Genomic DNA, 19,960 nt, shown 5'->3' on the forward strand with positions numbered 1-19,960 from the left:
CTTGTGCCGGGTTTTTGCTTTTCTATCAACAGGTTGACTTTTAAAAGTGTCCAACGTTTTAGAGGGCATTGGACACCTTAGCCCCAAACGCCCTTGTTCCCAACTTTCGCCAGAGCGGTTTTTGCAAGGTTCCAGCGCTCCACGCGACGGGTGTAAACCTCGCTGGTTTTGGCTTCCGAGTGGCCAAGAATCGCCATGATTTCGTATTGGCTGCAGCCAAGCTCGGCCAGCACTTCGGCCAGGCCCTTGCGCACCCCGTGGGCGCTCAGATGATCAAGGCCCGCATCCTTGCACCAGCGCTTGAACATGGCAGACATGGCATCGCCACTGGCATAGGGTTTTCCGCTGCGGCTAAGCACATAGGTCTTGCCCTGCTCGGCGGGCGCGCGCACAGCTTTGCGCAGCGGGTCGAGGAGGGGGATTGTAACCTCGGTTGAGCCTTTCTTCATCGGCAGCCAGCGCAGCGCCTCCACGCCATCCAGCACACATTCATGGCGGGGTCCGAGCATGGTCAGGTCTTCGATCCGGCAGCCGGTCCACAGAAGAATGCTCATCGCCACATGCGGCTTGCTGCCGGGTTTGTGGGTGGCAAAGAATTTGCGCACGTCTGCGGCCTTCCAGGGCGTGGCGCCATCGCCCTTGCGGTAAATGGATTTGATGCCCTTGGCGGTGTTTTCCTTGATGTATTTTCGATCCAGCGCCCAATCGTAAAGCACGCTGATCGCCTCGATAAAGGCGTCGGCCTGCGCCGGGGTCGCGCCCATGGCATCCTGCATCTCAATCAGCTTTTCGCGCGGGATCAGCATTTTTCTGTCGGGGGCAACCGTCAGCCTGCTCAGCAGATTCTTTTTCTTCTTGAGCGTTTTGGCGCTGGTGGTTTTGGCTTTCACCCGCTCTTCAAGATATTCGAGATAGGCTGCAACAAGCCAGCCTATCGATTTGGGCAGGGCTTGCTCGGAAGGCTTCTTCAATGGATCGGGCTTTATGCCGCGCCGGGCCATGGCATATTGGCGGCTGAAATCTTCGTCGCCCGGCGCTGCGGAAATCTGGATGCGGGTTTGCTTGTCGCCCTTCGGGCGCACGCGGTAAATGATTTTGCCTGAGGGCAGTTTTTGCCGGATCAGGCCGGGATGTTCAACTTTCACCGGGGCCTCACCAATCTTTCAGGCCGTCATCATTCTGGCTGGCCGGTTCCGGCTCAATGCCGCTGATGTGTATCTCCACCTGTCCGCCGGAGACGCTCAGGCGGTCCACAGGCAGGCCAGCGTTGCGGATTGCCCGCAAGGCCGCCGTTACGGCCTTCTCGCTGGCGCGAACACGCCTCTGGCTTGGTTGGGGTGCGGGTGCGTCCATCGTCAGCAGCCTTTCCGTTCGTTGTGGTTCAGGGGGTGCAGGGCGTCCTGCATCGTCACGCTCATAGATGCTTCATCCGCCTGCTTTTCTCGGCGCGGGCGGCGGCAAGCGTGGAAAGGTCTGGCAAGGTCACCCGTGAGCCGTCCGGCGCAATTGCGATGTGGGTGCGAATAAACGGAAACTGTTCCTGCAGAACGCCTTTGCGGGGCGTAAACGGCTGGCCGGCTGCGAGCGGCTTTCGCTTCGGCGGTGCTTCGGGCGCTTCCCCCGGCAGGAACCATCTGCCTTTTCCGTTATGGGTGCAGCCAAGATCGCGAAGCCATTCGCGAACGGTACCGGCTGCGCATGTCAGCGTTTTAGCAATTTCAGTTGGTACATTGCCTTTCTGCACCATTGCCAAAAGCTCTTCATTGTCAGGGCGTTTTGCGAGCGTTGCCAAAGCCATTTCGCATTCTCCTTTTCTCTGGCTCTCACGCGGACACAGATCTGCAATCGCAGCTCGTGGTGCGAGTGCGTTCGATGTGTGTTTCGCTGTGAGGCTGGTCGTTTATCCGTTCAGGAAACCGCAGCGTTTGGGCTGCGGAAACCGGAGGGGATACTATTTCATATGTTTCTTGATAGGGGCTGTTGGGACTTCTTCTCTGTGTTTCACTTCAAACGTGTGGCCCATCCAGATGATGTGCCTGTATGTTTATGAAAGCATATCTTTCTTATGGATGCAAGACATTTGAAAGCAATTCTTTCATAGAAAGGCCATTGCTGGAGATGCTGCCGACTCCACAAACTAAGGTTGCCATGGTGAAATGAGGTGAAATTTAATAAGGGGCAGCCATGAAACTCACTTTTCCATTTCAGATTGTGATTAAGCTTTGAAGTTTGACCCCTTTCGGCGCAGAAGAATGACCGCGGATGGTGCAGGTTAACACGCCGATCTATTTTCCGTTTCTTCGGCATGGCGATGGTGGGGTCAAATGCCGCGCCGAAACACAGCTTGTATTGAAATGCCTTCTGTGTTGTGATATTTTCACAATTGAAGTATTCACAATGGAGTTTAATAATGCAGCCTGAACAAATGCGAGCGGCGCGAGCAATCCTTAACTGGTCGCTTGAGCGACTTGCGGCAGAATCGGGCGTACACCGAAATACCCTATATAATTTCGAAACCAGTAAATTCGCTGGTAAGCCGGAAACGATTGCAGCGGCCAAGGAGGCTCTCATGTCGGCAGGTGCTCTTTTTTTTGATAACGATTTGGACGTACCCGCCGTGGGCATACGACGGTTCGAGGTAGGTGATTGGGTCAAGTTTCGGCCGGAAACTAGAGTCAGATATGATTACGGCATTGCCGCAGACGAACTCGGAGTTGTGATTGGTGTTGAACCGCATCCACCCCAGATGGGACCAACTTACAGAATCAGCGTCCAATTTGGTGAAAGTCAGCCCTTACCTTATGTGCATAAATTCGAGTATGAGCTTGTTCATCCAGTGATTTCCTCTTTGCCGGAGTTCACTGGAACAAGCGGGATGCAAATGATACCGAATGGGCAATTTGTTGCTCGCCCCGCACTCAACGCAAAGCCTCAAATTGAGACCGATTTAGCGAAATTGCCACAAGAGCTGAGGTCTCTAATCATCATTCCGACCGCTGACCCGCGGCTTCGGGATGAAGTCGAAAAGCGCGGCTTTGCAACAAGAGAAGTGTCACCAACTTTGTGTTTGTTGTGGAGACAATTCCCCGATGGGGTATTAAAAACCGATTTGTATAGTGGGGCTGCGGACGAAAACTTGGACCACTAGGCGGTAGTTCATGTATTCCTATTCCGAGAGACTTCATGCCGTCGAGCTTGACATAAAGCTTGGCAAGCGGGTTAAGGCTACCATTCTCTAGTTGTGTTGCCGGTTGGGGTTCATAATAAGAGGTTGCCGATGAAGCTTTTAGATGGGGTTACTTCTGAAGAAATTTAGCATGTGGACGAAACTGCCACAGATTTTATTCTAAAACTTAAAAGAGTTGGGTTGGATTTCATTCCCTCTGAAATTCATGTCGTAAATAGCCTATTTTCGAGCAATATGTCCGCAAACTCTGCCTATTATTGTTAAGCGATCTAGTGCAACTGTAAATGATTCAAGCGCTGGATTGTCAGAGATGATTCTAACTTCGGTCGGATTGGAAAACGGAATCCGTTGCAGTCGTTTTATCTGTGGCTCTGCATAGCCATCGCTGATCGCGTAAACGGCATCGACCGAAAAATGGTTTTGTGACAGGTCGATCAATACACGGTCGCCTGGTTGAAAAGATGGCTGCATACTGTCCCCGATGACTTCAAAAACGACAGTCTGTGACGGGGAAACCTTTATTTCGTGTCTCAAATAATCCTCGGGTAAAAGCCATTCTGCTACAATTTTGTGGCCGGAAACTGTGCCATTGGAAACTGGGACATTTATCAAATCCCCCACAGTTCCGCTGCCCGCGCCAAGGCGCACATCGAGTTCCGGAATGGCGCCATTTACGGCAGGTTTCCAGCTTTCCCGTGAGTAGTTTTCTATCTCATGTCCGATGGGTTCGTGCTGGTCGGGATCGAAAGAAGACACCAGATTTCCCATTTTCGGCGGGCGGTTAAATGCCAGCCAATCGAGATTGACCCCAGCCAGTTTACAGAGGGCCGATAGGCTTTCGATGCTTACTTCTGCGCCGCGCTCCCAGTTTCCTACAGCACCACGAGTTACCGGCCTGCCATGCGTACTGAGCAACTGGGCCAGTTCTTCCTGGGATTTGAGCTTAAGGATGTCGGTTCGCACCTCTTTGATGCGTTGGCCGCGGTCCTCATCGATCTTTCTTGTGTTCGTCATGAGTTCAATATGCCCCACGAAAGAGAAACTTTCATCGAAAGAAATGCTTGCACATTATTGAAAGCTATGCTTTCCATGTCCGCATGGAAGATGTTTGCAAACAGGCAATAATTGCGGGTGGAGGGCCGACGCTTTTGGCGAAGGCGCTTGGCGGGATCAGCCCGCAAGCAATTTCGCAATGGCGACGGATACCGGCTGCGCGTGTTCTTATGGTTGAACGCATTACCCGAATAAGCCGCCATGATCTTCGACCGGACATTTATGGCCCTCACTTGATTCGGGGTTCCGTCGAAGACCGTGTGTCTGCTGTTTGCTCCCATCTCCCATGCGGGCCTCCGTAGTTCGTCACGGCCCATTCCTCACATTTTCAGTCACTTCCCACCACGGGAAAAACACCGGGCTTTTCCCGGTGCGGGAAAGGTTTTGTCTTATGAGACATGATGCATGGTTTCACCGGATCAAAGCTGCGCAGCGGGATTTGATCCGCATGGTGGGCGGAATAGAGCGCGCCGCCGAAATCTCCTCGGTTTCCAAGAGCCATGTCGGGCGGATGAACAATGCCACCGACCCGGAGCTGATGCCGATTTCGGTGGTTTTTGCGCTGGAAAGCGAATGCGGTGTGCCGCTGGTGACCTCGGCCATGGCGGAGCTGAACGGGCGGCGGCTGGCCGATCCCGATGCCGAACGCGCCGCCGACTGGAATGTGCTGGCAAGCTATACCGATGTTGTGCGCAAGGCCGCAGACCTGACCTCCGGCGGGGCGATGGCGATTGCCGATATGGTGGTGACGCCAGCTGAGGCCCACAAGATGGACAGGGACGCCGCCGAATTGCAGCGCGGCATCGGCCAGTTACGTCAGGCGCTGGCCGCCGTGATTGCGCGCGGCGGTGAGCGCGTCGGCCTGCACCTGGTGAAAGGGGAGCTGCGCGATGGAACTGTTTGATGCGCTGCCCGCCGCCGTGCGCGCCGCCATTGCGCAGGCGGGCTTTCCCTTTCATCCGCATGTTGCATGGCGGTTTTTGCGGCGGGGTGTTTCGCTGGAGCAGGTGGCGCGGCTGATTATGGCGGCGGACCGGCGTTTGATGCCGCAAGGAGGCCGATAATGGCTCCTTGCAAGTTCGCAAAACTGCTGAAGCTAGATCTGTTGGCGCTCCCTCTTTTTCGTGTGGGGCGCTTATGCTGCTTCCAGCCCGATAATCAGTCGCTGCCCCATGGCTCCCAACGCGCTGACCATAAGAGGCAGTTTTGTTCGCACATTCGGATCAAGCAGCCGTCGAGCCTCTTTCTCATCCTTGTCAATGCGGCGCGCCAGTTCGCTGCGGGAAATATTCGCCTTCTGGAATGTTTCGATCACCGCAATTTTGAGAGCCGTTTCAGCATCGGGCGTGATCATGGTTCCTGCTGCCGTGGCTTCCGGCAACGGTTGTCCAATTTCCAGATAGGTCAAGAGAATCATTCCGAGTGCATCAGACGCCATCTCACGTGCTTCAGCCATGGTGTCGCCTTCCGTGATGGCTTCCGGCACATCGGGAAAGGTTACAACGAAACCGCCTGCCTTTTCCGTCGGCTCGAAGATGGCCGCATAAGCATAGGTTTTCATACGTGTGCTCCATTCATGCCCGCTTTTGGGCTGCGAATTCATTCTCTATGGGGTGAAGGGCCTCATGCGAGGCCCAGCGTTTTTTTGATTTTTGCTGCGGTTTTCGGGTCGATTTCCCGGCTGGGAAGAGTGGTGAATTTATCGCCGATAAAGACCATGGCGTGGCCCCCTTTGCCCTTGGATTTATCGACCCGGAATGAAAGCCCCCGCTTCTTTGCTTCGTCCTTCAATTCGGCAAGGAAGCGGTCTCTTTTGTCCATCTTTCTCTCCGTTTTGATAGACCCAATTTCGGATATTTTTATCCGAATGTCAATGAAGATTCGGATATTTTTATCCGAATTTTGCGGGGGGAATGTGCATGAATGAGCGTTCCAACTCCGCAAAAGCGCGCGAAGCTGCCCATATCAACCGCCTCAAAGGCATTGCCGAACGATTGCAGGAAGACGTGTGGACGCTTGAGGCGACGCGCGAGGGTGTGCGGCTGATTGTGCACCGGCCCATGGGTGAGCTGGCGCATGTTGCCACCATTCACCCGGATGCCCTGGATGATGAGCGGGATTTGCTGTGCGGCGCGCTTGATCATCTGCGGCTGTTTCTCCGGCTGTTCGACCGGGCGGCGGTGACGGTGCGCGATCTGCGCGGCGCGCTGGCCAGTCGGGATGAAGCAGGGCCGGGTGAGGGGCGCAAAAAGCCGGATCATGCCGCGCAGGCTGCCATTTTGCTGGCCAAGCCCGCGTTTCAGCAGTTTTTGCGGGCGGGTGGCCAGCCTGCGGTTCACGACACAGACAGCGCCGACGCGGCTTTGAAAGCCCGCCTCGGCATTACCAGCAAAAAACAGATCAATCAGGAAGACCGCGCAAGGGCGGCCTGGCTCTCGCTGCATGGCGAGTTTGAGGCGTGGCTGCGCGGCGGGGGTGACGTATGAGCGGGGATTTGCCGATTATCGATCAGCTTTATGACTGCCAGAGCGATGCGGAGCGGGCAGACTGGCTGCTGCGCGTGCCGCAGGCGGTGCTGCTGCGCGATGAGATGGCCATTCGTCTGGCCCTTCGGGCGGCGGGCTTTCTGGCGGGTGTCGATTATCTGGATTGTGAGCTTTCAGCGCTGCGCTCGGTGCGCGGGGCCAAGGGCAGCTGGCGTGATGGCGTGTGCCTGTCTGTCGGCGCGCTGCGCCAGCATCTGCATCATATCGCGAAAGGGGGTGGGCTGTGAGCAGCAATGCCCGTTTCAGCATTATTCCCGGCTGGATTGTCACCGATCCGCGCTTGCGGGGCAGGGATTTGCAAATCCTCTGCCTGCTGGGCCGCCACACGGACAAGCAGGGCTGGTGCCGCCGTTCTCAGGTGAAGATGGCGGCAGAGCTGGAGTGTGGCCGCTCCACGGTGCAGGATTCTCTCAATCGCCTGATCGATATCGGCGTGGTGGAGCGGCATGTCGTGACGGTGAACGATGGCCGCGATACGGCGCATCTCTACCGGGTGATTTATGACCGCGAACCGCCGCAGGGCTATGCACTGGACGCAGATCAGGATGAGGGTGAGGAAGAGGCGGAATTAGAAAATTATTCTAACACCCCTGCCGGTGAGGCGGCACCCCCTGCCGGTATACCGGCACCCCCTGCCGGTCTAGAACCGGCACCCCCTGCCGGTCCAGAACCGGCACCTATTAACGACCCTCTTAGAACGACCCTCTCTGAACGTAACGGCGGGCGTGGGCGCGGGGAGCAGGAGAAGAAAAATTTTTCTTCTCTTTCGCAAGAGCCGGAGCCGCAAGCGTCACGCCGGGCGGATCGGGAAAAGGCCGAACGGCTGTTTCTGCGCTGGCTGAAGCTGTGGCCCGGCGAGGGCAGCGTCGATTTCGCCCGAAACACGTGGATGTCGCTTTCGCCGGAGGAGCAGGCGGCCTGCCTGGAGCAGACGCCGCTCTATCTCGGCTGGGCGGAGCGCGCCATCACGGCCCCTGCGGTCTATCTCAAAAACCGGGCCTGGGAGGATTTGCCTGCCGATATCGCTGAGCAGCTGGAACCGACCCATGCACCGGCGGGCTTTTGCGGCAAGCTGTGGATGGGGCGGTGGTTTCAGGAGCTTCTCGGCCCGCCGACCGGGCGGTTTCTGATCACGCGCACCGAGGAGGTGCAGATTGCCTCGGGCCGGATCAGCCGGGAAACGCTGCTGCGGGAAAAGCGGCTGCGCCACGGCTGGCCGGTGGCGAACAGGATGCTGGAACAGGCCCGGATATGCGAGCCTTTCATCACCTCGCTGGCGCTGAAGCCGCATGTTGCGGGCTTTCAGTCCGTCAACCGGGACAGCGATCTGTTTGCCGCATGGCAGCGGCTGCATGAGCGGCGCGGCTGGCCACAGATTCAGCGTCCGCTGCAGCATGTGTGGATGCCGCCGGTGGCCGCCGATGCCGCCGATCTCGATGCTGCGGTGGAAGCGGCCTTGGCGAATTTTGAACAGGCAATCAGCGAAGGGCGTGGACATGAGGCTGCTTGAGGAAAACCGGATCACGCTTCGCGGCCAGGAGAAGCTGGAGCGGATTGCTGCCGAACAGGCAGGCGTGAGGCGCTGGCTGCACATGGCCAGCCGCGATGTGGTGGCCAAGGCCCCGGATCAGGCGCAATGGATTTGCCTTCGGGTGATGACCGGGCGGGAAATGGCTGTGGAAAACTTTCTGGCCGGGATGAATATCGAAGCGCTGGTGGCAACCCGCAAAGGCAAGGAACATTACCGGCGCGGGCGCAAAATTCCAGCCGTCGATATGCCGGTTCTGGTGGGTTATGTGCCGGTGAACTGCGTGGTGAGCGGCGCGGCCATGGCCGGTTTGAAGGCGGTGGAGCATGTGACCGGCGTGCTGGGAAGCTGGGAGGCACCCTTTGCCATTCGGGGCGATTTTATCAATCGTTACAAGGACAAGGCCGCTGCGGGTGCCTATGATTACGAGCGTCAGGGCATGGCGGTGCGCCGTGGCCAGAAGGTCAGGATCACCGAAGGCCCGTTTGCCACGCTGGACGGCGAGGTGGTGACGCCCAGCGAAAGCGGCATAGGCGACGTTGTGGTGGAGGTTGAAATGATGGGCCGAAAAATTCCTGTGTTGATGCCTCTTGCATTCCTCGGCGACGTGTGATTCTTTTTGCGCATTGGATGAGCTGATGATCCTGCTAGTGAGCCTCTGAGAACGCGGTAGAACGCGGGGAGAAATCCTGAGGTTGGTACACCGGTCAGCCCCCGCCCTGACGCAAGCCAAAAGGCAGAGCGTTTCAGGGCCGGTGCGTAAGCTATGTCCAGACACAAGGCGGCCAGAGGGTCGCCTTTTTCGTTTAGAGATATGGCGATAGATCAAAGATCAGATGCGGCCAAGGGCTGGCGCTCCTGGTATTACACCTCGGCATGGCGGGCGGTGCGGGCAACCCAGCTCAAGCGGGAACCCTATTGCCGCATGTGCCGTCAGCAGGGAAAGCTGGTGAAGGCTTTCATCTGCGATCACGTCGAGCGCCACAACGGCAACCCGGACAGGTTCTGGAACGGGCCTTTCCAGAGCCTGTGCAAGAAACACCATGACGCAACCAAGCAGAGGCAGGAGCTTCGCGGTTTCTCCACGGCAATGGGTGCCGATGGCTGGCCGACCGATCCGCGACACCCGGCGAACCGGGCCTGACCCTCGGCGGGCCGGGCAGGGCCGGGCCGGGGGGGGTGGGTCAGCCCCAAAGGCCATCCCCACCCCGCACCGGCGTCGGGGGTTTTTGTGTGCGGAGTGGAAATTGAAGGCAAAAAGCCACAGCAGGAGGTGTGGTCTCAAAATGAGGGTGAGCGAGGGGTAAGGTGGCTGGGCCGCGCAATTGCGCAAAGCCTGGAGGAAATCTGTTGCAGAAATCTCCTGCATATATCTGATTTTTAAGACATTTTATGTAAAGCTGCCGCACTACCGTGTCGCCGACGCTACAAGAGTAAAAGGCTAAGGCAGTGCATTTTATGGATACACAATTGTTTAACCATGCGCTACAGTCACGCCATGTCAAGCAAAGATGTTGGTCTTCGTATCCGCGTTGAAAAAGAACTCCGCGAGGCGTTCCAAGGTGCATGCATGGCCGAAAATCGGAAGGCATCGGAAGTTTTACGCGAATTCATGCAGGCGTTTGCCAATCGACAGCAAAACGTGTTGCTGCCGGATATGTTCACAGCGCCGGAAGTCAGATCGCCACGCCGTACAATAAAGAGAAAAGCGATATGAGCCAATTCGATGCAATGGGAGTTTACGGAGTAGCGGGACGTTTGACCTCGCTCGACTTGTTCGCTGGTGCGGGCGGGCTATCCGAAGGCTTGCGGGAAGCAGGGTTCAACTCTCTCTATGCCAACGAAATTTCTCCGCGTTACGCTCAGACCTACGCGGCCAATCATCCCGACACCTATGTCGATAGTCGCGATATTCGCATGGTCGATGCCCGCAAGGTGCGTACACTATTAGGTTTGAGGCGGGGCGAACTGGATTTGATTGCCGGTGGGCCACCATGCCAAGGCTTTTCGATTAACGCTCCCAAGCGTTCTACTGACGACTCACGGAACCACCTCTTCCGCGAATACCTACGATTCGTTACAGAATTCAAGCCACGAGTGGTCATGATCGAGAACGTGCCAGGAATGGTGTCGTTTGAGGGTGGCGCAACGCTGGATGCAATTCTTGAATCGCTGAAACACCTTGGCTATGATGCCGATGTCCGCATCCTGTATGCACCCCACTACGGCATACCCCAAACCCGCTGGCGCACGATAATCCTTGGTATCCGGGACGGTCTGAATCCTACTGAACTGTTCCCCGAGCCGTTGCGGCAGGCTCCGGTTAGGGTGAATTTTACCTCCCAATTTGCCGGTAAGACGCTGGTGAACCTACCGCGCTCGCTTGAACTGCCGTCGCATGTGACGGTCAGAGATGCCATCGGCGATTTGCCCGTTCTGCGAAACGGCGAAATGGGCGAGGTGACGAAGCCGTACCGCCACCCTGCAGACAACCCTTATCAGCAGCTGATGCGTGTGGGGTCGGAAGGGGTGACTTGTCATGAAGCGGCGAGGTTGAGCAAAATCAATCTTGAACGCATGTCACATATCCCACCAGGCGGAAATTGGACGGATATTCCCGACGCGCTTTTGCCGCACGGAATGCGCAGGGCGCGTCGGAGTGACCACACCAAACGTTATGGGCGGGTTTCTCCGACCGGACTTGCATCCACCATATTGACCAAGTGCGATCCGCATTGGGGCGCTTATTTTCACTACGAGCAGGACCGGGCCTTTACCGTACGGGAGGCGGCACGACTTCAATCCTTCCCCGACACCTATGTTTTCTGCGGTTCGCGGGTTGAGCAATACGAACAAGTCGGCAATGCGGTTCCGCCATTGTTGGGTGCTGCGGTTGGCCGGACAATTGCTCATGTCCTTGGAGCACGCGAGACGATAACACGCAAAGCCGGGGTGGCGTAACAAGTGGCTGGGAAAATCTGGGAATTTTTCGGCTATCGCGCGGATGATCACTCGGCGGCGGCAATCGCTGCCGCCACCAACAAGCAATGCCCTTATCTATCCGATGTGTGCGAGAAGCGGCTAAGTGATGGCGCTATCGCGGGCGTCTGCACGATCAAGCCGGTCACGTCGGATCCGGTCATGTGTTGTCCAATCCGCCTGTACGCAGACAAATACCGCGCCCTCTACGACGTAGCAAAAATTGCGTTTGATGAAGATTATGAGCTGATCGCAGGCGGCAAAGCATCGGCAAGGGCTAGGGATATTAAACAACCTGTTGTTGCCGTGTTTGGCAAGCGTTGGGGCGGTGAATTGCGCTTGCCCCAAAAAGATGGTGCGGGAAGCTACTTTGTAGATTGGGTTTTGGCCCTACTCGATGCCAACGGCAGATTGAAAGAATTTGTCGCCGTTGAAGTCCAGACCATCGACACCACGGGCAACTACCGCAACGGCAGGGAAGCATTGCTGAAACCGGAACGAACCAACCCAGCTACGTCGGCGGGCCTGAATTGGGAAAACGTCAACAAGCGTATTCTGCCGCAGTTGATCTACAAGGGGCAGGTGCTGCAACGCGAGGCTTTGTGCCGGAAGGGTTTGTTCTTTGTTTGCCCGCAGCCGGTCTATACGCGGATCATGGCGCGCCTTGGTGGTGCAAGTGGCTTGATTCGTTATACCCTACAGCCTGCGTCGATCACGTTCCTTGCTTATCAGCACGACTTGTCGAACGGCATCATCGACGGGGCCACCGTGCCGCTTAAAGCCGATCCGCCCCATTCCACCACGGTCTATAAGGTGCAAGAGGCGTTCAATAATGTCACCTTGCCTGATGAAAACGTCTATCGAACCGCGATTGAGGCGGCGTTAGGCTGACGGTCACGCAACCGAGCAAAGTCCTCGAAGAGGATGTGATTACCGCGCTGGGACGTTTGGGTACCTTTTCGGGCCGCAAGCGCACATAAGCCATTCCTCCCGTCTTTTTAGACGGCCCGCACCCATCATCAAATCAATCAGGATAGACTCATGAAAGGTCGCAAACCTTCCAGCGAGAATGTTGTGCCGTTGAAGCCCGAGGAGGGTGGCGGGGTTAATTTTGAGGCGCGGGGGGTGGCGCGGGCGCGGGAATTGCGACCGGCGGAGCTGCCTTTTGATGTGCGGGCGATTTATGATCGGTTGGCGCCGCCTTTGTGCGATCCGCGCAAGAACCGGCTGAACGAGACGAACATCTACATGTTCGAGCAGCTGTGCTGGACGATCTCGCGTTACGAAAAACTGCGCCTCGATGTGCGCGAGAACGGCGAGACCTATGAGAGCGAGACACGCAACGGCGTGCAGTTCAAGAACCGCCCGGAGGTCGGGCAACTCAACGAAACATGGCGGCAGGTGCGGGCGCTGGCCAGCGATTTCGGCCTGACGCCCGCTGCCGAGCGTGGCCTGCAGGCGTCGGGCCAGATGGGGTTCAATTTCGAGGATGACGACAGCTTCGATTGAGAGTGCGCTGCCGGATGTGTCCTATGAGGACGATCCGGTCACGGCCTGGGCGGCAGATGTCGTTCGCGGTGTCGTGGTGGCCGGGCCGCATGTGCGCAATGCCTGCCGCCGTCATCTTCTCGATCTGCGTGATGGTCCGGCGCGGGGTCTGCTCTGGGATGTGGAGGAAGCGAAGAAGCGGATTGCGTGGTTTTCCAAGCATCTGCGGCTGAATGGCGGGCAGTTTGAGGGCATCCGGTTTACCCCGCATCCCAGTCAGGCTTTTCGCATCGGTTCGCTGTTCGGCTGGAAATGGGCCGATACCGGGCTTCGCCGGTTCCGCCGGTTTTATGATGAAGAGGGCAAGGGCAACGGCAAATCGCCGCTTCTCGGCGGCATCGGCCTCATGATGATGGTGGCCGATGGCGAGCCGCGTGCCGAAGTCTATGCGGCGGCGGCGAAGAAGGATCAGGCGCAGGTTCTGTTTCGCGATGCCGTTGCCATGCGCGACCAGTCGCCCAGTCTGGCGCGCAAGGTGACGTCTCAGGGCGAAAACCCGGTCTGGCAGCTGACCTATCGCGCCAAAGGCGGCGATAAGCGATTCTTCAAGCCGATATCATCGGATAAGGCGCAGTCCGGCCCGCGTCCGTCCTGCGCGCTGTGCGATGAGGTGCATGAGCACCCGAACCGCGATGTGATCGAAATGCTGGAGCGCGGCTTCAAGTTTCGCAAACAGCCGCTGCTGGTCATGGCCACCAATTCCGGCTCGGACCGCAATTCGATCTGCTGGGAGGAACACCAGCACGCCGTCAATGTGGCGGCGGGCATCGTGCAGGATGACACCACCTTTTCCTTCGTCTGCTCGCTGGATGAGGGTGACGACTGGGAAAATGACCCGGAATGCTGGGTGAAGGCCAATCCGCTCCTCGATGTGACGATCACGCGGGACTATCTGATGGGCGTTGTGGCGCAGGCGAAGATGATGCCGGGCAAACGAAACGGCATTGCGCGGCTGCATTTTTGCGAGTGGACGCAATCGGTCAATGCGGCGATCCGGCGCGAAGCCTGGATGGCCTGCCAGAAGAGCCTCGATCTCGACTGGCTGATTGAACAGGGCTTTCCCTGCTATGGCGGCCTCGATCTGTCCCGCACCCGCGATTTTACCGCGCTGACGCTGACATGGGTTCTGGACAGCGCGAAAGATGCCGAACGCCTTGTCTCAAAGACATGGTTCTGGACCCCTGCCGATACACTGGCCGACCGGGCCAGCACCGACCAGGCCCCTTATGAGCTGTGGCGCGATCAGGGGCATGTGGAGGCGGTTCCGGGCCAGCGGCTCAAATATTCCTGGCTGGCAAAGGCGGTGGGCGAAATCTGCGCCCGCTTCGAGCCGCTGGAAATCGGCGCGGACCAGTACGGGCTGGAGCAGCTTTGCGAACATCTGGAAGAAGACGGCGTGTCGCTGCCGCTGACCATCCATCCGCAGGGCTTCAACCGCCGGGTGCTGGAACGCGATCCGAATGCGCCGGATGGCGAGCAGGAGATTTATCTCTGGATGCCGCACAGCATCAACATGCTGGAAAACGCAATCTATGAGCAGCGCATCGGCATAGACCCGAACCCGATGCTGGACAGCTGCGCTGCCAGCGTCGTCTACGCGGAAAACCGCACCGGCCATCGCATGTTCGACAAGGAACATGCCTTTGGCCGCATTGACGGCATGGTGTCTCTGGCCATGTCGATGGGCGTTGCGCTCTGCCGCGCCCGTGTGTCGCCGTCATCCCCCTGGGATGATGAGGATTATTCTCTGCCAACATAAGGGGTGGCCGCATGGCATCCGGAAAGGCCAAGGCCGAGCGGCGTTCCACGTCGCTCGAAAGCGAAACCGTGCCTGTCAGCGCGGCGAATTTCATGGAATTTTTCGGGCTGGGCGGCGGGACCTTGCCCACGGTCACGGTGGAAACGGCGCTTCAGGTGCCAGCCGTTCAGGCGGCGGTGTCGTTTCTGTCGCGCACTTTGGCAACCCTGCCGCTGCATGTCTACAAGACGACGGATCGCGGGCCGGAACGCCTCGGCGGCAAGCTGGCCGTGGTGCTGGAGGAAAACCCGAATGAGGAAATGGATACCTCGAAATTCCGGCGCTTCTTCTGGGAACAGGTATTTACCGGCGGGCGCGGCCTTGCCTGGATCGAGCGCAAGGGGGCGGGCGTGGAAGCGCTCTGGCCCATCGATCCCGGCAGCGCCTCGATCAGCCGTCGCGGCGGCAGGCTGTTTTACCGATTCGAGGGCAGGGAATATCCGGCAACGGACGTGATCGACATTCCCTATATGCTGAAGCGCAATCTGGTGCAGCATCGCGGGCCGATTGCCATGGCGGAAAAGGCCATTCAGCTGGCGCTGGCGATGAATGATTATGCCTCGAATTTCTTTGCCGGTGGCGGCGTGCCGCCTCTGGCGCTGAAAGGGCCGATGCCCGCCAACGACCGGGCGATGCAGCGGGCGCGCGAGGATGTGAAACGGGCGGTCAAGGCGGCCAGACAGGACCAGCTGCCGCTCATTCAGCTGCCGGTCGGCTATGAGCTGACGCAGGTGGGCTATGATCCGGCCAAGGGTCAGATGACCGAAGCGCGGCTCTATCAGGTGCAGGAAATTGCCCGCGCCTATCAGATACCGCCGAATTTCCTGCAGGACCTCAGCCGGGCGACCTTTTCCAATGTCGAGCAGAACGACCTTTATCTGGTCAAGCATCTGATCAGCCAGTGGGCGACGGCGCTTGAAGGGGAAATGAACCTGAAGGTTTTCGGGCGGATGAACACCCGCCGCTATGTCCGGCACAATCTGGACGGGCTGATGCGCGGCGATTTCAAGAGCCGTCTCGAAGCGCTGGCCGCAGGTGTCAATTCCGCACTTTTGACCCCGAATGAGGGGCGCGAAATCGAAGGCAGGCCGCGCGCCCCGGACCCGGCGGCAGACCGGCTCTACATTCAGGGCGCAACCGTGCCCATCGGCGCAAACACCGGAGCGGATGGCGCATCCACGCCCGATCCGCCCGACGATCCATCAAACAGCGAAAGGCAGGTGAGCGATGACGTTAGCGACAACGTTGCCGAAAACGGGTGAGCGCGAATGCCGCTCGCTGGTTCAGCCGGTGGAGACGCGGACGCAAGGGGCTGGCATGACGGTGCGCGGCTATGCCGCCGTCTTCGGCGAGGTGGCGGAGGTTGCGGGCGTCTTTGCCGAAACCGTGGCACCGGGGGCCTTTGCCCGCTCGCTCGGCTCTGACGATATCCGCGCCTTTTACGATCATGACACCGCGCTGGTGCTGGGCCGCAACCGGGCAGGCACGCTGCGGCTTGCCGAAGACGGCAAGGGGCTTGCGGTGGAAATCGACCTTCCCGACACCTCGGCGGGGCGCGATGTGCGCACGCTGATCGAGCGGGGCGATGTCTCCGGCATGTCCTTCGGTTTTGAAGTGGTGAGCGAGGAGTGGGATTTTTCCCAGCCGATGCCGCTCAGAACCATTCGCGATGTCAATCTCTTCGAGGTCTCCATCGTCTCGATCCCGGCCTATGCCGGAACCACCATTGCGCTGCGCTCGCTGGAGAGCGCCCGCAAGACCGATATCCGGTCTTTTGCGCCGCTTGCCCGGCTGCGCATGAAAATCGGCCTGGACCTGACACAAAGGTCCTGACGCATTCCGGGGAAAGCGGAAACCGGTTTCCCGCTCAGGAATAACAAAAACAATATCTTGCAAAACTTCCCTCAACAATCAGGAGAACATCATGTCGCAGAAACTCAAGGAACTGCGTGAGAAGCAGGCGCGTATCGTGGAAGAGGCCCGTGAGCGGCTGGATGCGGTCAACGCCAATACCGATGAGGCGCGTGCGAAGGAGCTGGAAGGCGCGCATGACAAGGCCATGGCCGAATATGACCGGCTTCAGGGCATTATCGAGCGGGAAGAAAAGCTGACCGAACTGGAAAAGCGTGAGGAAGAGCGCCGCGCACAGATGCGCCCGCTGAAAGACACGCCCGAAACGCGCGGCCTCGATCTGCCGCAGGGCAGCAAGGTGGAATATCGCAGCGTCTTTGCCAAGGTGGTCTGCGGTGTCAGCCCTTCCGATCTTTCGGCAGAAGAGCGCTCGGTGCTGCAAAAGGGCGCGGCAAGCTTTGAAACCCGCGACCAGCTGACGGCCACGGGGGCGGCGGGCGGCTTTACCGTGCCGACCGAGCTTGAGGCGGAAATCATCAAGGCGATGAAACTGTGGGGTCCGCTTTACGATGAGGCGATCTGCACGATGATCTCCACCTCCAAGGGCAATCCGATGCTGGTGCCGACGGTGGACGACACCGACAGGGAGGCCGATGAACTGGCCGAAGGCGGCGATCTGAAGGAAGACGGCAGCGGCGATGTCGAGTTCGGGCAGAAGGCGCTCAACGCCTATGTCTATGCGACACCCTTCATCAAATGGTCCTTCGAGCTGGATGCCGATTCCCTGTTCAACATGGAATCCCTGCTTGGCGGGCTGGTCGGCGAGCGGCTTGGCCGTCTTGCCAACCGCAAGCTGACGGTCGGAACCGGCAATGAGCAGCCGAACGGCGTGGTCAATGCCGCAGGCCTTGGCGTGACTACGGCTGCGCAGACGGCCTTTACCTGGGACAATATCATTGAGCTGGAACATTCTGTCGATCCGGCTTACCGGGCCTCGCCGAAATGCCGCTACATGTTCAATGACGGATTTCTGCTCGCTGCCCGCAAGCTGAAGGACGGCAACGGCAATTACCTCTGGCAGCAGGGCGATGTGCAAAAGGGCGTGCCCGCCAGCTTCAACGGGCGGCCCTATTCCATCAACCAGCACATGGATGAGGTGGCGGCGGGCAAGACCATCGCGCTCTTCGGTGATTTTTCCAAATATTTCGTCCGCCGTGTCGGCTCGCCGGTGATCGGCGTGCTGCGTGAACGCTTCTGGCCGAAGGTCGGCATTGCCGGGCTGATCCGGTTTGACGGCGAGCTGGGCGATGTCAACGCCATCAAGGCGATGAAAACCGCCGTCTGAAAAAGCACGGGCCGGTGGTGAGAGCATCGTGCCGAACATCGGTTCCCACTTTTCGGCCGATGCTCGGCCTTCCACCGGCCCTTTCTGGAGATATGTCATGAGCTGGTATTCGCCCATGGTCACGGCTGAGGCCGAGGCCCTGCCGGTCAGCGTCCAGACGATCAAGGAGCGCTGCATGATCGATACCGATCAGGACGACGCGGTGATCGAAATGATGATCCGCGAAGTCATCGCCGTGATCGAGCAGACCTGCAATCTTTCCATCTGGCCGAAAACGCTCGCCGCCCAATGCGACAGCTGGGCCGATCTGCAACGCCTGCCGGATGGGCCGCTGAGGCCGGGCAGCACACCCGCCATCACCTATACGCAGCCGGACGGGCAGGAGGTGGTTCTTGACCCTGCCGCCTATCGGGTGCGTTCCGATGGTCTCACTGCCTGTCTTTTTCCGCTGACGCGCTGGCCGCAGGCCCATGGCGGGGCGGCAATCCTCGTGACCTATGAGGTCGGGTTTGCCGAACTGCCGCTTGATCTGCGCCTCGGCATCGTCATGCGCATCGCCGAACTTTACGGCAACCCGGAAAACCGCCCGGCAGACAGGGTGACGGATTTCGACCGGCTGCTGGTCAACTGGAGACGGGGCGCGTGATGCGGGTGCGGTTTCTGGAAGATTTCGATTTCAAGCCGGTGCGCGCCACCACCATCGCCTATCGGGCGGGCATGGAAATGACGGTGCGCAAATGCTGCGGCGAACAGGCCGTTGCCGCCGGAAAGGCGGTGGAACTGGCAAAGCCCGCAAGAGCAATCACGGAACAACAAAGAGCAATTGCAGCGAAAGTGGATGCCGGTTTCGCGTCCGCAATTGCGCAGCAAAACACAACAAGGGAGGGCGACGATGGCAGGGGAGCGAACGACAGGTGATCTCAAACACACCGTTGCCTTTGAAACCCGTGAAGAGCGGGACCGGGGTGACGGCGTCACGGTGGGCGTGTGGCAGGAGCGGTTTCGCTGCCGGGCCGGATATGTGCATCTGCGCGGCGGCGAAAGCGTCATGGCGGACCGGCTTCAGGGCCAGCATACGCAGGTGATTTTCGTGCGCGTCAGCCGCGCGGCAAAGCAGGTCGGCACGGACTGGCGCATTCGCGATCTCGACAGTGGCGCTCTCTTCAACATTCGCGATGTGACGCCGCAGGAATACGGGCCGGGCCGGGATCGGCGCTTTGTCGATTTCCTCTGCCAGAGCGGGGTTTCGACATGAGCAAAATACTCAACCTCATCCGGCTTGAACGCAAGCTGAAGCGCCTGCCGGAGGTGGCGAAAGCCGAAATCAGGGCAGGCATGGAAGCGGCGGCCAATGACATTGTCGCCATGATGAAAAGCCTTGCGCCGGGAAATGGTGCCTTGCGTGACAGCATCGGCTGGACATGGGGCAAGGTGCCGAAAGGGGCGGGCATTGTCGCGGCGGTCAAGGCGCAGACCGGCGGTGATCAGACAATTACCATCTATGCAGGCAATGCTGAGGCCTATTATGCCCGCTGGGTCGAATTTGGCACCGCACCGCATAAAAACGGCGGCATGTATGCCGGAACGCAAAACCCCGGCACCAAGGCCCGCCCGTTCTTTTATGTGTCGTGGCGGGCCAGCAAAAAAGCGGCAAAGGGCAAGGTGCGTCAGGCGGTGCGCGCGGCGGCGCGCAAGGTGGCCTCATGAGCGCGGATGCAGCCCATGAACTTCAGGTGGCCATCATCGACTGCCTCAAGGCCGACAAGGCCGTCTCCGAGCTGATTGCAGGCCGGATCTATGACCGGGTGCCGCCCGATGTGGCGTTGCCCTATGTGTCTTTCGGCCCCACGCAGGAGGTGGTGGAAGATGTGGACGGGCTAGACCTCTCCGACATGTCCATCCAGCTCAGCGTCTGGTCGCAAGACCCCGGCTTTGCCGAGGCGCGGCGCGTGGCAAAAGCCATCGTCAAGGCGCTTTCCGGGGACATGCTGTCCCTGATCGACAATGCCATTGCCTATTTCCGGCTCGATGGGCGGCACGATCTGCGCGACCCGGACGGCCTGACCACCCATATCGCGCTGACCTTCCGCGCTGGTATCCAGAACTACTGACCTTTCCATACAAT

General features: G+C 58.7%; 28 protein-coding genes. 22 read left to right on the forward strand and 6 right to left on the reverse strand.

The features are described from left to right. Positions 1-77: 77 nt before the first annotated feature. The 3 genes from NAC44_RS08035 to NAC44_RS08045 all read right to left on the reverse strand — a co-directional run bounded on the left by NAC44_RS08035 (position 78) and on the right by NAC44_RS08045 (position 1,747). A complete protein-coding gene (locus NAC44_RS08035) occupies positions 78-1,145 on the reverse strand; it encodes a tyrosine-type recombinase/integrase (RefSeq protein WP_250939873.1) in 1,068 nt (355 codons plus the stop codon). 7 nt (positions 1,146-1,152) lie between these two features. Further along, positions 1,153-1,353, reverse strand: a complete 201-nt coding sequence (locus NAC44_RS08040) for a hypothetical protein (RefSeq protein ID WP_250939874.1) — start codon at positions 1,351-1,353, stop codon at positions 1,153-1,155. Between the two features lie 61 nt (positions 1,354-1,414). After that, on the reverse strand, positions 1,415-1,747 hold the full coding sequence (locus tag NAC44_RS08045; protein WP_250939875.1) for a hypothetical protein: 333 nt from the start codon (positions 1,745-1,747) through the stop codon (positions 1,415-1,417). Positions 1,748-2,410: 663 nt separating this feature from the next. Here NAC44_RS08045 and NAC44_RS08050 point away from each other — a divergent pair. After that, positions 2,411-3,148, forward strand: coding sequence for a helix-turn-helix domain-containing protein (locus tag NAC44_RS08050; protein WP_250939876.1), 738 nt, complete (start codon positions 2,411-2,413; stop codon positions 3,146-3,148). Positions 3,149-3,406: 258 nt separating this feature from the next. Here the strand turns inward: NAC44_RS08050 and NAC44_RS08055 are convergent, their stop codons facing one another. Beyond that, the gene (locus tag NAC44_RS08055; protein WP_250939877.1) at positions 3,407-4,201 is read right to left on the reverse strand and encodes a helix-turn-helix domain-containing protein; all 795 of its coding nucleotides are present in this window, start codon (positions 4,199-4,201) and stop codon (positions 3,407-3,409) included. A gap of 83 nt (positions 4,202-4,284) precedes the next feature. Here NAC44_RS08055 and NAC44_RS08060 point away from each other — a divergent pair, with 83 nt between their 5' ends. From NAC44_RS08060 to NAC44_RS08070, 3 genes are all read left to right on the forward strand, one after another. Continuing rightward, on the forward strand, positions 4,285-4,542 hold the full coding sequence (locus tag NAC44_RS08060; protein WP_250939927.1) for a transcriptional regulator: 258 nt from the start codon (positions 4,285-4,287) through the stop codon (positions 4,540-4,542). 89 nt (positions 4,543-4,631) lie between these two features. Beyond that, a complete protein-coding gene (locus NAC44_RS08065; protein WP_250939878.1) occupies positions 4,632-5,144 on the forward strand; it encodes a hypothetical protein in 513 nt (170 codons plus the stop codon). After that, on the forward strand, positions 5,131-5,304 hold the full coding sequence (locus NAC44_RS08070; RefSeq protein WP_250939879.1) for a hypothetical protein: 174 nt from the start codon (positions 5,131-5,133) through the stop codon (positions 5,302-5,304). The genes NAC44_RS08065 and NAC44_RS08070 overlap by 14 nt, the downstream gene beginning before the upstream one ends. Before the next feature lie 71 nt (positions 5,305-5,375). Here NAC44_RS08070 and NAC44_RS08075 read toward each other — a convergent pair whose 3' ends face one another. Both NAC44_RS08075 and NAC44_RS08080 read right to left on the reverse strand, forming a co-directional pair. After that, on the reverse strand, positions 5,376-5,801 hold the full coding sequence (locus NAC44_RS08075) for a type II toxin-antitoxin system HicB family antitoxin (protein WP_250939880.1): 426 nt from the start codon (positions 5,799-5,801) through the stop codon (positions 5,376-5,378). Positions 5,802-5,863: 62 nt separating this feature from the next. Beyond that, positions 5,864-6,061: a hypothetical protein gene (locus NAC44_RS08080; protein ID WP_250939881.1), complete on the reverse strand. Its 198-nt coding sequence runs from the start codon at positions 6,059-6,061 to the stop codon at positions 5,864-5,866. 98 nt (positions 6,062-6,159) lie between these two features. On the opposite strand from NAC44_RS08080, the gene NAC44_RS08085 reads away from it, so the two are divergent. The 18 genes from NAC44_RS08085 (at position 6,160) to NAC44_RS08170 (ending at position 19,946) form a co-directional block, all read left to right on the forward strand. Then, positions 6,160-6,726 (forward strand): hypothetical protein, encoded by a 567-nt coding sequence (locus NAC44_RS08085; protein ID WP_250939882.1) that lies wholly within the window; start codon positions 6,160-6,162, stop codon positions 6,724-6,726. Next, complete coding sequence (locus tag NAC44_RS08090; RefSeq protein ID WP_250939883.1) at positions 6,723-7,013, forward strand: hypothetical protein; 291 nt, start codon at positions 6,723-6,725, stop codon at positions 7,011-7,013. Before NAC44_RS08085 ends, NAC44_RS08090 begins: the two co-directional genes overlap by 4 nt. Further along, entirely contained in the window at positions 7,010-8,296 is a 1,287-nt protein-coding gene (locus tag NAC44_RS08095; RefSeq protein ID WP_250939884.1) for a helix-turn-helix domain-containing protein, read from the forward strand. Before NAC44_RS08090 ends, NAC44_RS08095 begins: the two co-directional genes overlap by 4 nt. Continuing rightward, complete coding sequence (nusG, locus tag NAC44_RS08100; protein WP_250939885.1) at positions 8,283-8,927, forward strand: transcription termination/antitermination protein NusG; 645 nt, start codon at positions 8,283-8,285, stop codon at positions 8,925-8,927. The genes NAC44_RS08095 and nusG overlap by 14 nt, the downstream gene beginning before the upstream one ends. Positions 8,928-9,128: 201 nt before the next feature. After that, entirely contained in the window at positions 9,129-9,458 is a 330-nt protein-coding gene (locus NAC44_RS08105; protein ID WP_250939886.1) for an HNH endonuclease, read from the forward strand. A 336-nt stretch (positions 9,459-9,794) separates the two neighbouring features. Next, complete coding sequence (locus NAC44_RS08110; RefSeq protein WP_250939887.1) at positions 9,795-10,031, forward strand: hypothetical protein; 237 nt, start codon at positions 9,795-9,797, stop codon at positions 10,029-10,031. Beyond that, a complete protein-coding gene (locus tag NAC44_RS08115) occupies positions 10,028-11,275 on the forward strand; it encodes a DNA cytosine methyltransferase (RefSeq protein ID WP_250939888.1) in 1,248 nt (415 codons plus the stop codon). Before NAC44_RS08110 ends, NAC44_RS08115 begins: the two co-directional genes overlap by 4 nt. A gap of 3 nt (positions 11,276-11,278) precedes the next feature. After that, the gene (locus NAC44_RS08120) at positions 11,279-12,184 is read left to right on the forward strand and encodes a NotI family restriction endonuclease (RefSeq protein ID WP_250939889.1); all 906 of its coding nucleotides are present in this window, start codon (positions 11,279-11,281) and stop codon (positions 12,182-12,184) included. Positions 12,185-12,334: 150 nt separating this feature from the next. Continuing rightward, entirely contained in the window at positions 12,335-12,802 is a 468-nt protein-coding gene (locus NAC44_RS08125; protein ID WP_250939890.1) for a P27 family phage terminase small subunit, read from the forward strand. After that, entirely contained in the window at positions 12,783-14,600 is a 1,818-nt protein-coding gene (locus NAC44_RS08130; RefSeq protein WP_250939891.1) for a terminase large subunit, read from the forward strand. Before NAC44_RS08125 ends, NAC44_RS08130 begins: the two co-directional genes overlap by 20 nt. An 11-nt stretch (positions 14,601-14,611) precedes the next feature. Beyond that, on the forward strand, positions 14,612-15,901 hold the full coding sequence (locus NAC44_RS08135) for a phage portal protein (RefSeq protein ID WP_250939892.1): 1,290 nt from the start codon (positions 14,612-14,614) through the stop codon (positions 15,899-15,901). Continuing rightward, positions 15,867-16,472: an HK97 family phage prohead protease gene (locus tag NAC44_RS08140; RefSeq protein ID WP_250939893.1), complete on the forward strand. Its 606-nt coding sequence runs from the start codon at positions 15,867-15,869 to the stop codon at positions 16,470-16,472. Before NAC44_RS08135 ends, NAC44_RS08140 begins: the two co-directional genes overlap by 35 nt. Positions 16,473-16,563: 91 nt before the next feature. Next, positions 16,564-17,835, forward strand: a complete 1,272-nt coding sequence (locus NAC44_RS08145; RefSeq protein WP_250939894.1) for a phage major capsid protein — start codon at positions 16,564-16,566, stop codon at positions 17,833-17,835. 97 nt (positions 17,836-17,932) lie between these two features. Beyond that, the gene (locus NAC44_RS08150; protein WP_250939895.1) at positions 17,933-18,481 is read left to right on the forward strand and encodes a head-tail connector protein; all 549 of its coding nucleotides are present in this window, start codon (positions 17,933-17,935) and stop codon (positions 18,479-18,481) included. Beyond that, complete coding sequence (locus NAC44_RS08155) at positions 18,478-18,753, forward strand: hypothetical protein (protein ID WP_250939896.1); 276 nt, start codon at positions 18,478-18,480, stop codon at positions 18,751-18,753. Before NAC44_RS08150 ends, NAC44_RS08155 begins: the two co-directional genes overlap by 4 nt. After that, on the forward strand, positions 18,728-19,090 hold the full coding sequence (locus tag NAC44_RS08160) for a head-tail adaptor protein (protein WP_250939897.1): 363 nt from the start codon (positions 18,728-18,730) through the stop codon (positions 19,088-19,090). The genes NAC44_RS08155 and NAC44_RS08160 overlap by 26 nt, the downstream gene beginning before the upstream one ends. Continuing rightward, entirely contained in the window at positions 19,087-19,542 is a 456-nt protein-coding gene (locus NAC44_RS08165; protein ID WP_250939898.1) for an HK97-gp10 family putative phage morphogenesis protein, read from the forward strand. The genes NAC44_RS08160 and NAC44_RS08165 overlap by 4 nt, the downstream gene beginning before the upstream one ends. Further along, entirely contained in the window at positions 19,539-19,946 is a 408-nt protein-coding gene (locus NAC44_RS08170) for a DUF3168 domain-containing protein (RefSeq protein ID WP_250939899.1), read from the forward strand. Before NAC44_RS08165 ends, NAC44_RS08170 begins: the two co-directional genes overlap by 4 nt. The last annotated feature ends 14 nt before the right edge of the window (positions 19,947-19,960 follow it).

It is taken from the genome of Allorhizobium sonneratiae (assembly GCF_023700755.1).
In the GTDB taxonomy this organism is placed as follows: Bacteria; Pseudomonadota; Alphaproteobacteria; order Rhizobiales; family Rhizobiaceae; genus Allorhizobium; species Allorhizobium sonneratiae.

What these genes read in the sequence shown, in the direction of transcription:
- NAC44_RS08165 (WP_250939898.1), top strand. Translation starts at nt 19,087, where the DNA reads ATGAGCAAAATACTCAACCTCATCCGGCTTGAACGCAAGCTGAAGCGC.
- NAC44_RS08130 (WP_250939891.1), top strand. Translation starts at nt 12,783, where the DNA reads ATGACGACAGCTTCGATTGAGAGTGCGCTGCCGGATGTGTCCTATGAG.
- NAC44_RS08085 (WP_250939882.1), top strand. Translation starts at nt 6,160, where the DNA reads ATGAATGAGCGTTCCAACTCCGCAAAAGCGCGCGAAGCTGCCCATATC.
- NAC44_RS08135 (WP_250939892.1), top strand. Translation starts at nt 14,612, where the DNA reads ATGGCATCCGGAAAGGCCAAGGCCGAGCGGCGTTCCACGTCGCTCGAA.
- NAC44_RS08125 (WP_250939890.1), top strand. Translation starts at nt 12,335, where the DNA reads ATGAAAGGTCGCAAACCTTCCAGCGAGAATGTTGTGCCGTTGAAGCCC.
- NAC44_RS08075 (WP_250939880.1), bottom strand. Translation starts at nt 5,801, where the DNA reads ATGAAAACCTATGCTTATGCGGCCATCTTCGAGCCGACGGAAAAGGCA.
- NAC44_RS08060 (WP_250939927.1), top strand. Translation starts at nt 4,285, where the DNA reads ATGGAAGATGTTTGCAAACAGGCAATAATTGCGGGTGGAGGGCCGACG.
- NAC44_RS08170 (WP_250939899.1), top strand. Translation starts at nt 19,539, where the DNA reads ATGAGCGCGGATGCAGCCCATGAACTTCAGGTGGCCATCATCGACTGC.
- NAC44_RS08105 (WP_250939886.1), top strand. Translation starts at nt 9,129, where the DNA reads ATGGCGATAGATCAAAGATCAGATGCGGCCAAGGGCTGGCGCTCCTGG.
- NAC44_RS08070 (WP_250939879.1), top strand. Translation starts at nt 5,131, where the DNA reads ATGGAACTGTTTGATGCGCTGCCCGCCGCCGTGCGCGCCGCCATTGCG.
- NAC44_RS08040 (WP_250939874.1), bottom strand. Translation starts at nt 1,353, where the DNA reads ATGGACGCACCCGCACCCCAACCAAGCCAGAGGCGTGTTCGCGCCAGC.
- NAC44_RS08160 (WP_250939897.1), top strand. Translation starts at nt 18,728, where the DNA reads ATGGCAGGGGAGCGAACGACAGGTGATCTCAAACACACCGTTGCCTTT.
- NAC44_RS08150 (WP_250939895.1), top strand. Translation starts at nt 17,933, where the DNA reads ATGAGCTGGTATTCGCCCATGGTCACGGCTGAGGCCGAGGCCCTGCCG.
- NAC44_RS08055 (WP_250939877.1), bottom strand. Translation starts at nt 4,201, where the DNA reads ATGACGAACACAAGAAAGATCGATGAGGACCGCGGCCAACGCATCAAA.
- NAC44_RS08140 (WP_250939893.1), top strand. Translation starts at nt 15,867, where the DNA reads ATGACGTTAGCGACAACGTTGCCGAAAACGGGTGAGCGCGAATGCCGC.
- NAC44_RS08065 (WP_250939878.1), top strand. Translation starts at nt 4,632, where the DNA reads ATGAGACATGATGCATGGTTTCACCGGATCAAAGCTGCGCAGCGGGAT.
- NAC44_RS08115 (WP_250939888.1), top strand. Translation starts at nt 10,028, where the DNA reads ATGAGCCAATTCGATGCAATGGGAGTTTACGGAGTAGCGGGACGTTTG.
- NAC44_RS08090 (WP_250939883.1), top strand. Translation starts at nt 6,723, where the DNA reads ATGAGCGGGGATTTGCCGATTATCGATCAGCTTTATGACTGCCAGAGC.
- NAC44_RS08045 (WP_250939875.1), bottom strand. Translation starts at nt 1,747, where the DNA reads ATGGTGCAGAAAGGCAATGTACCAACTGAAATTGCTAAAACGCTGACA.
- NAC44_RS08110 (WP_250939887.1), top strand. Translation starts at nt 9,795, where the DNA reads ATGCGCTACAGTCACGCCATGTCAAGCAAAGATGTTGGTCTTCGTATC.
- NAC44_RS08145 (WP_250939894.1), top strand. Translation starts at nt 16,564, where the DNA reads ATGTCGCAGAAACTCAAGGAACTGCGTGAGAAGCAGGCGCGTATCGTG.
- nusG (WP_250939885.1), top strand. Translation starts at nt 8,283, where the DNA reads ATGAGGCTGCTTGAGGAAAACCGGATCACGCTTCGCGGCCAGGAGAAG.
- NAC44_RS08050 (WP_250939876.1), top strand. Translation starts at nt 2,411, where the DNA reads ATGCAGCCTGAACAAATGCGAGCGGCGCGAGCAATCCTTAACTGGTCG.
- NAC44_RS08080 (WP_250939881.1), bottom strand. Translation starts at nt 6,061, where the DNA reads ATGGACAAAAGAGACCGCTTCCTTGCCGAATTGAAGGACGAAGCAAAG.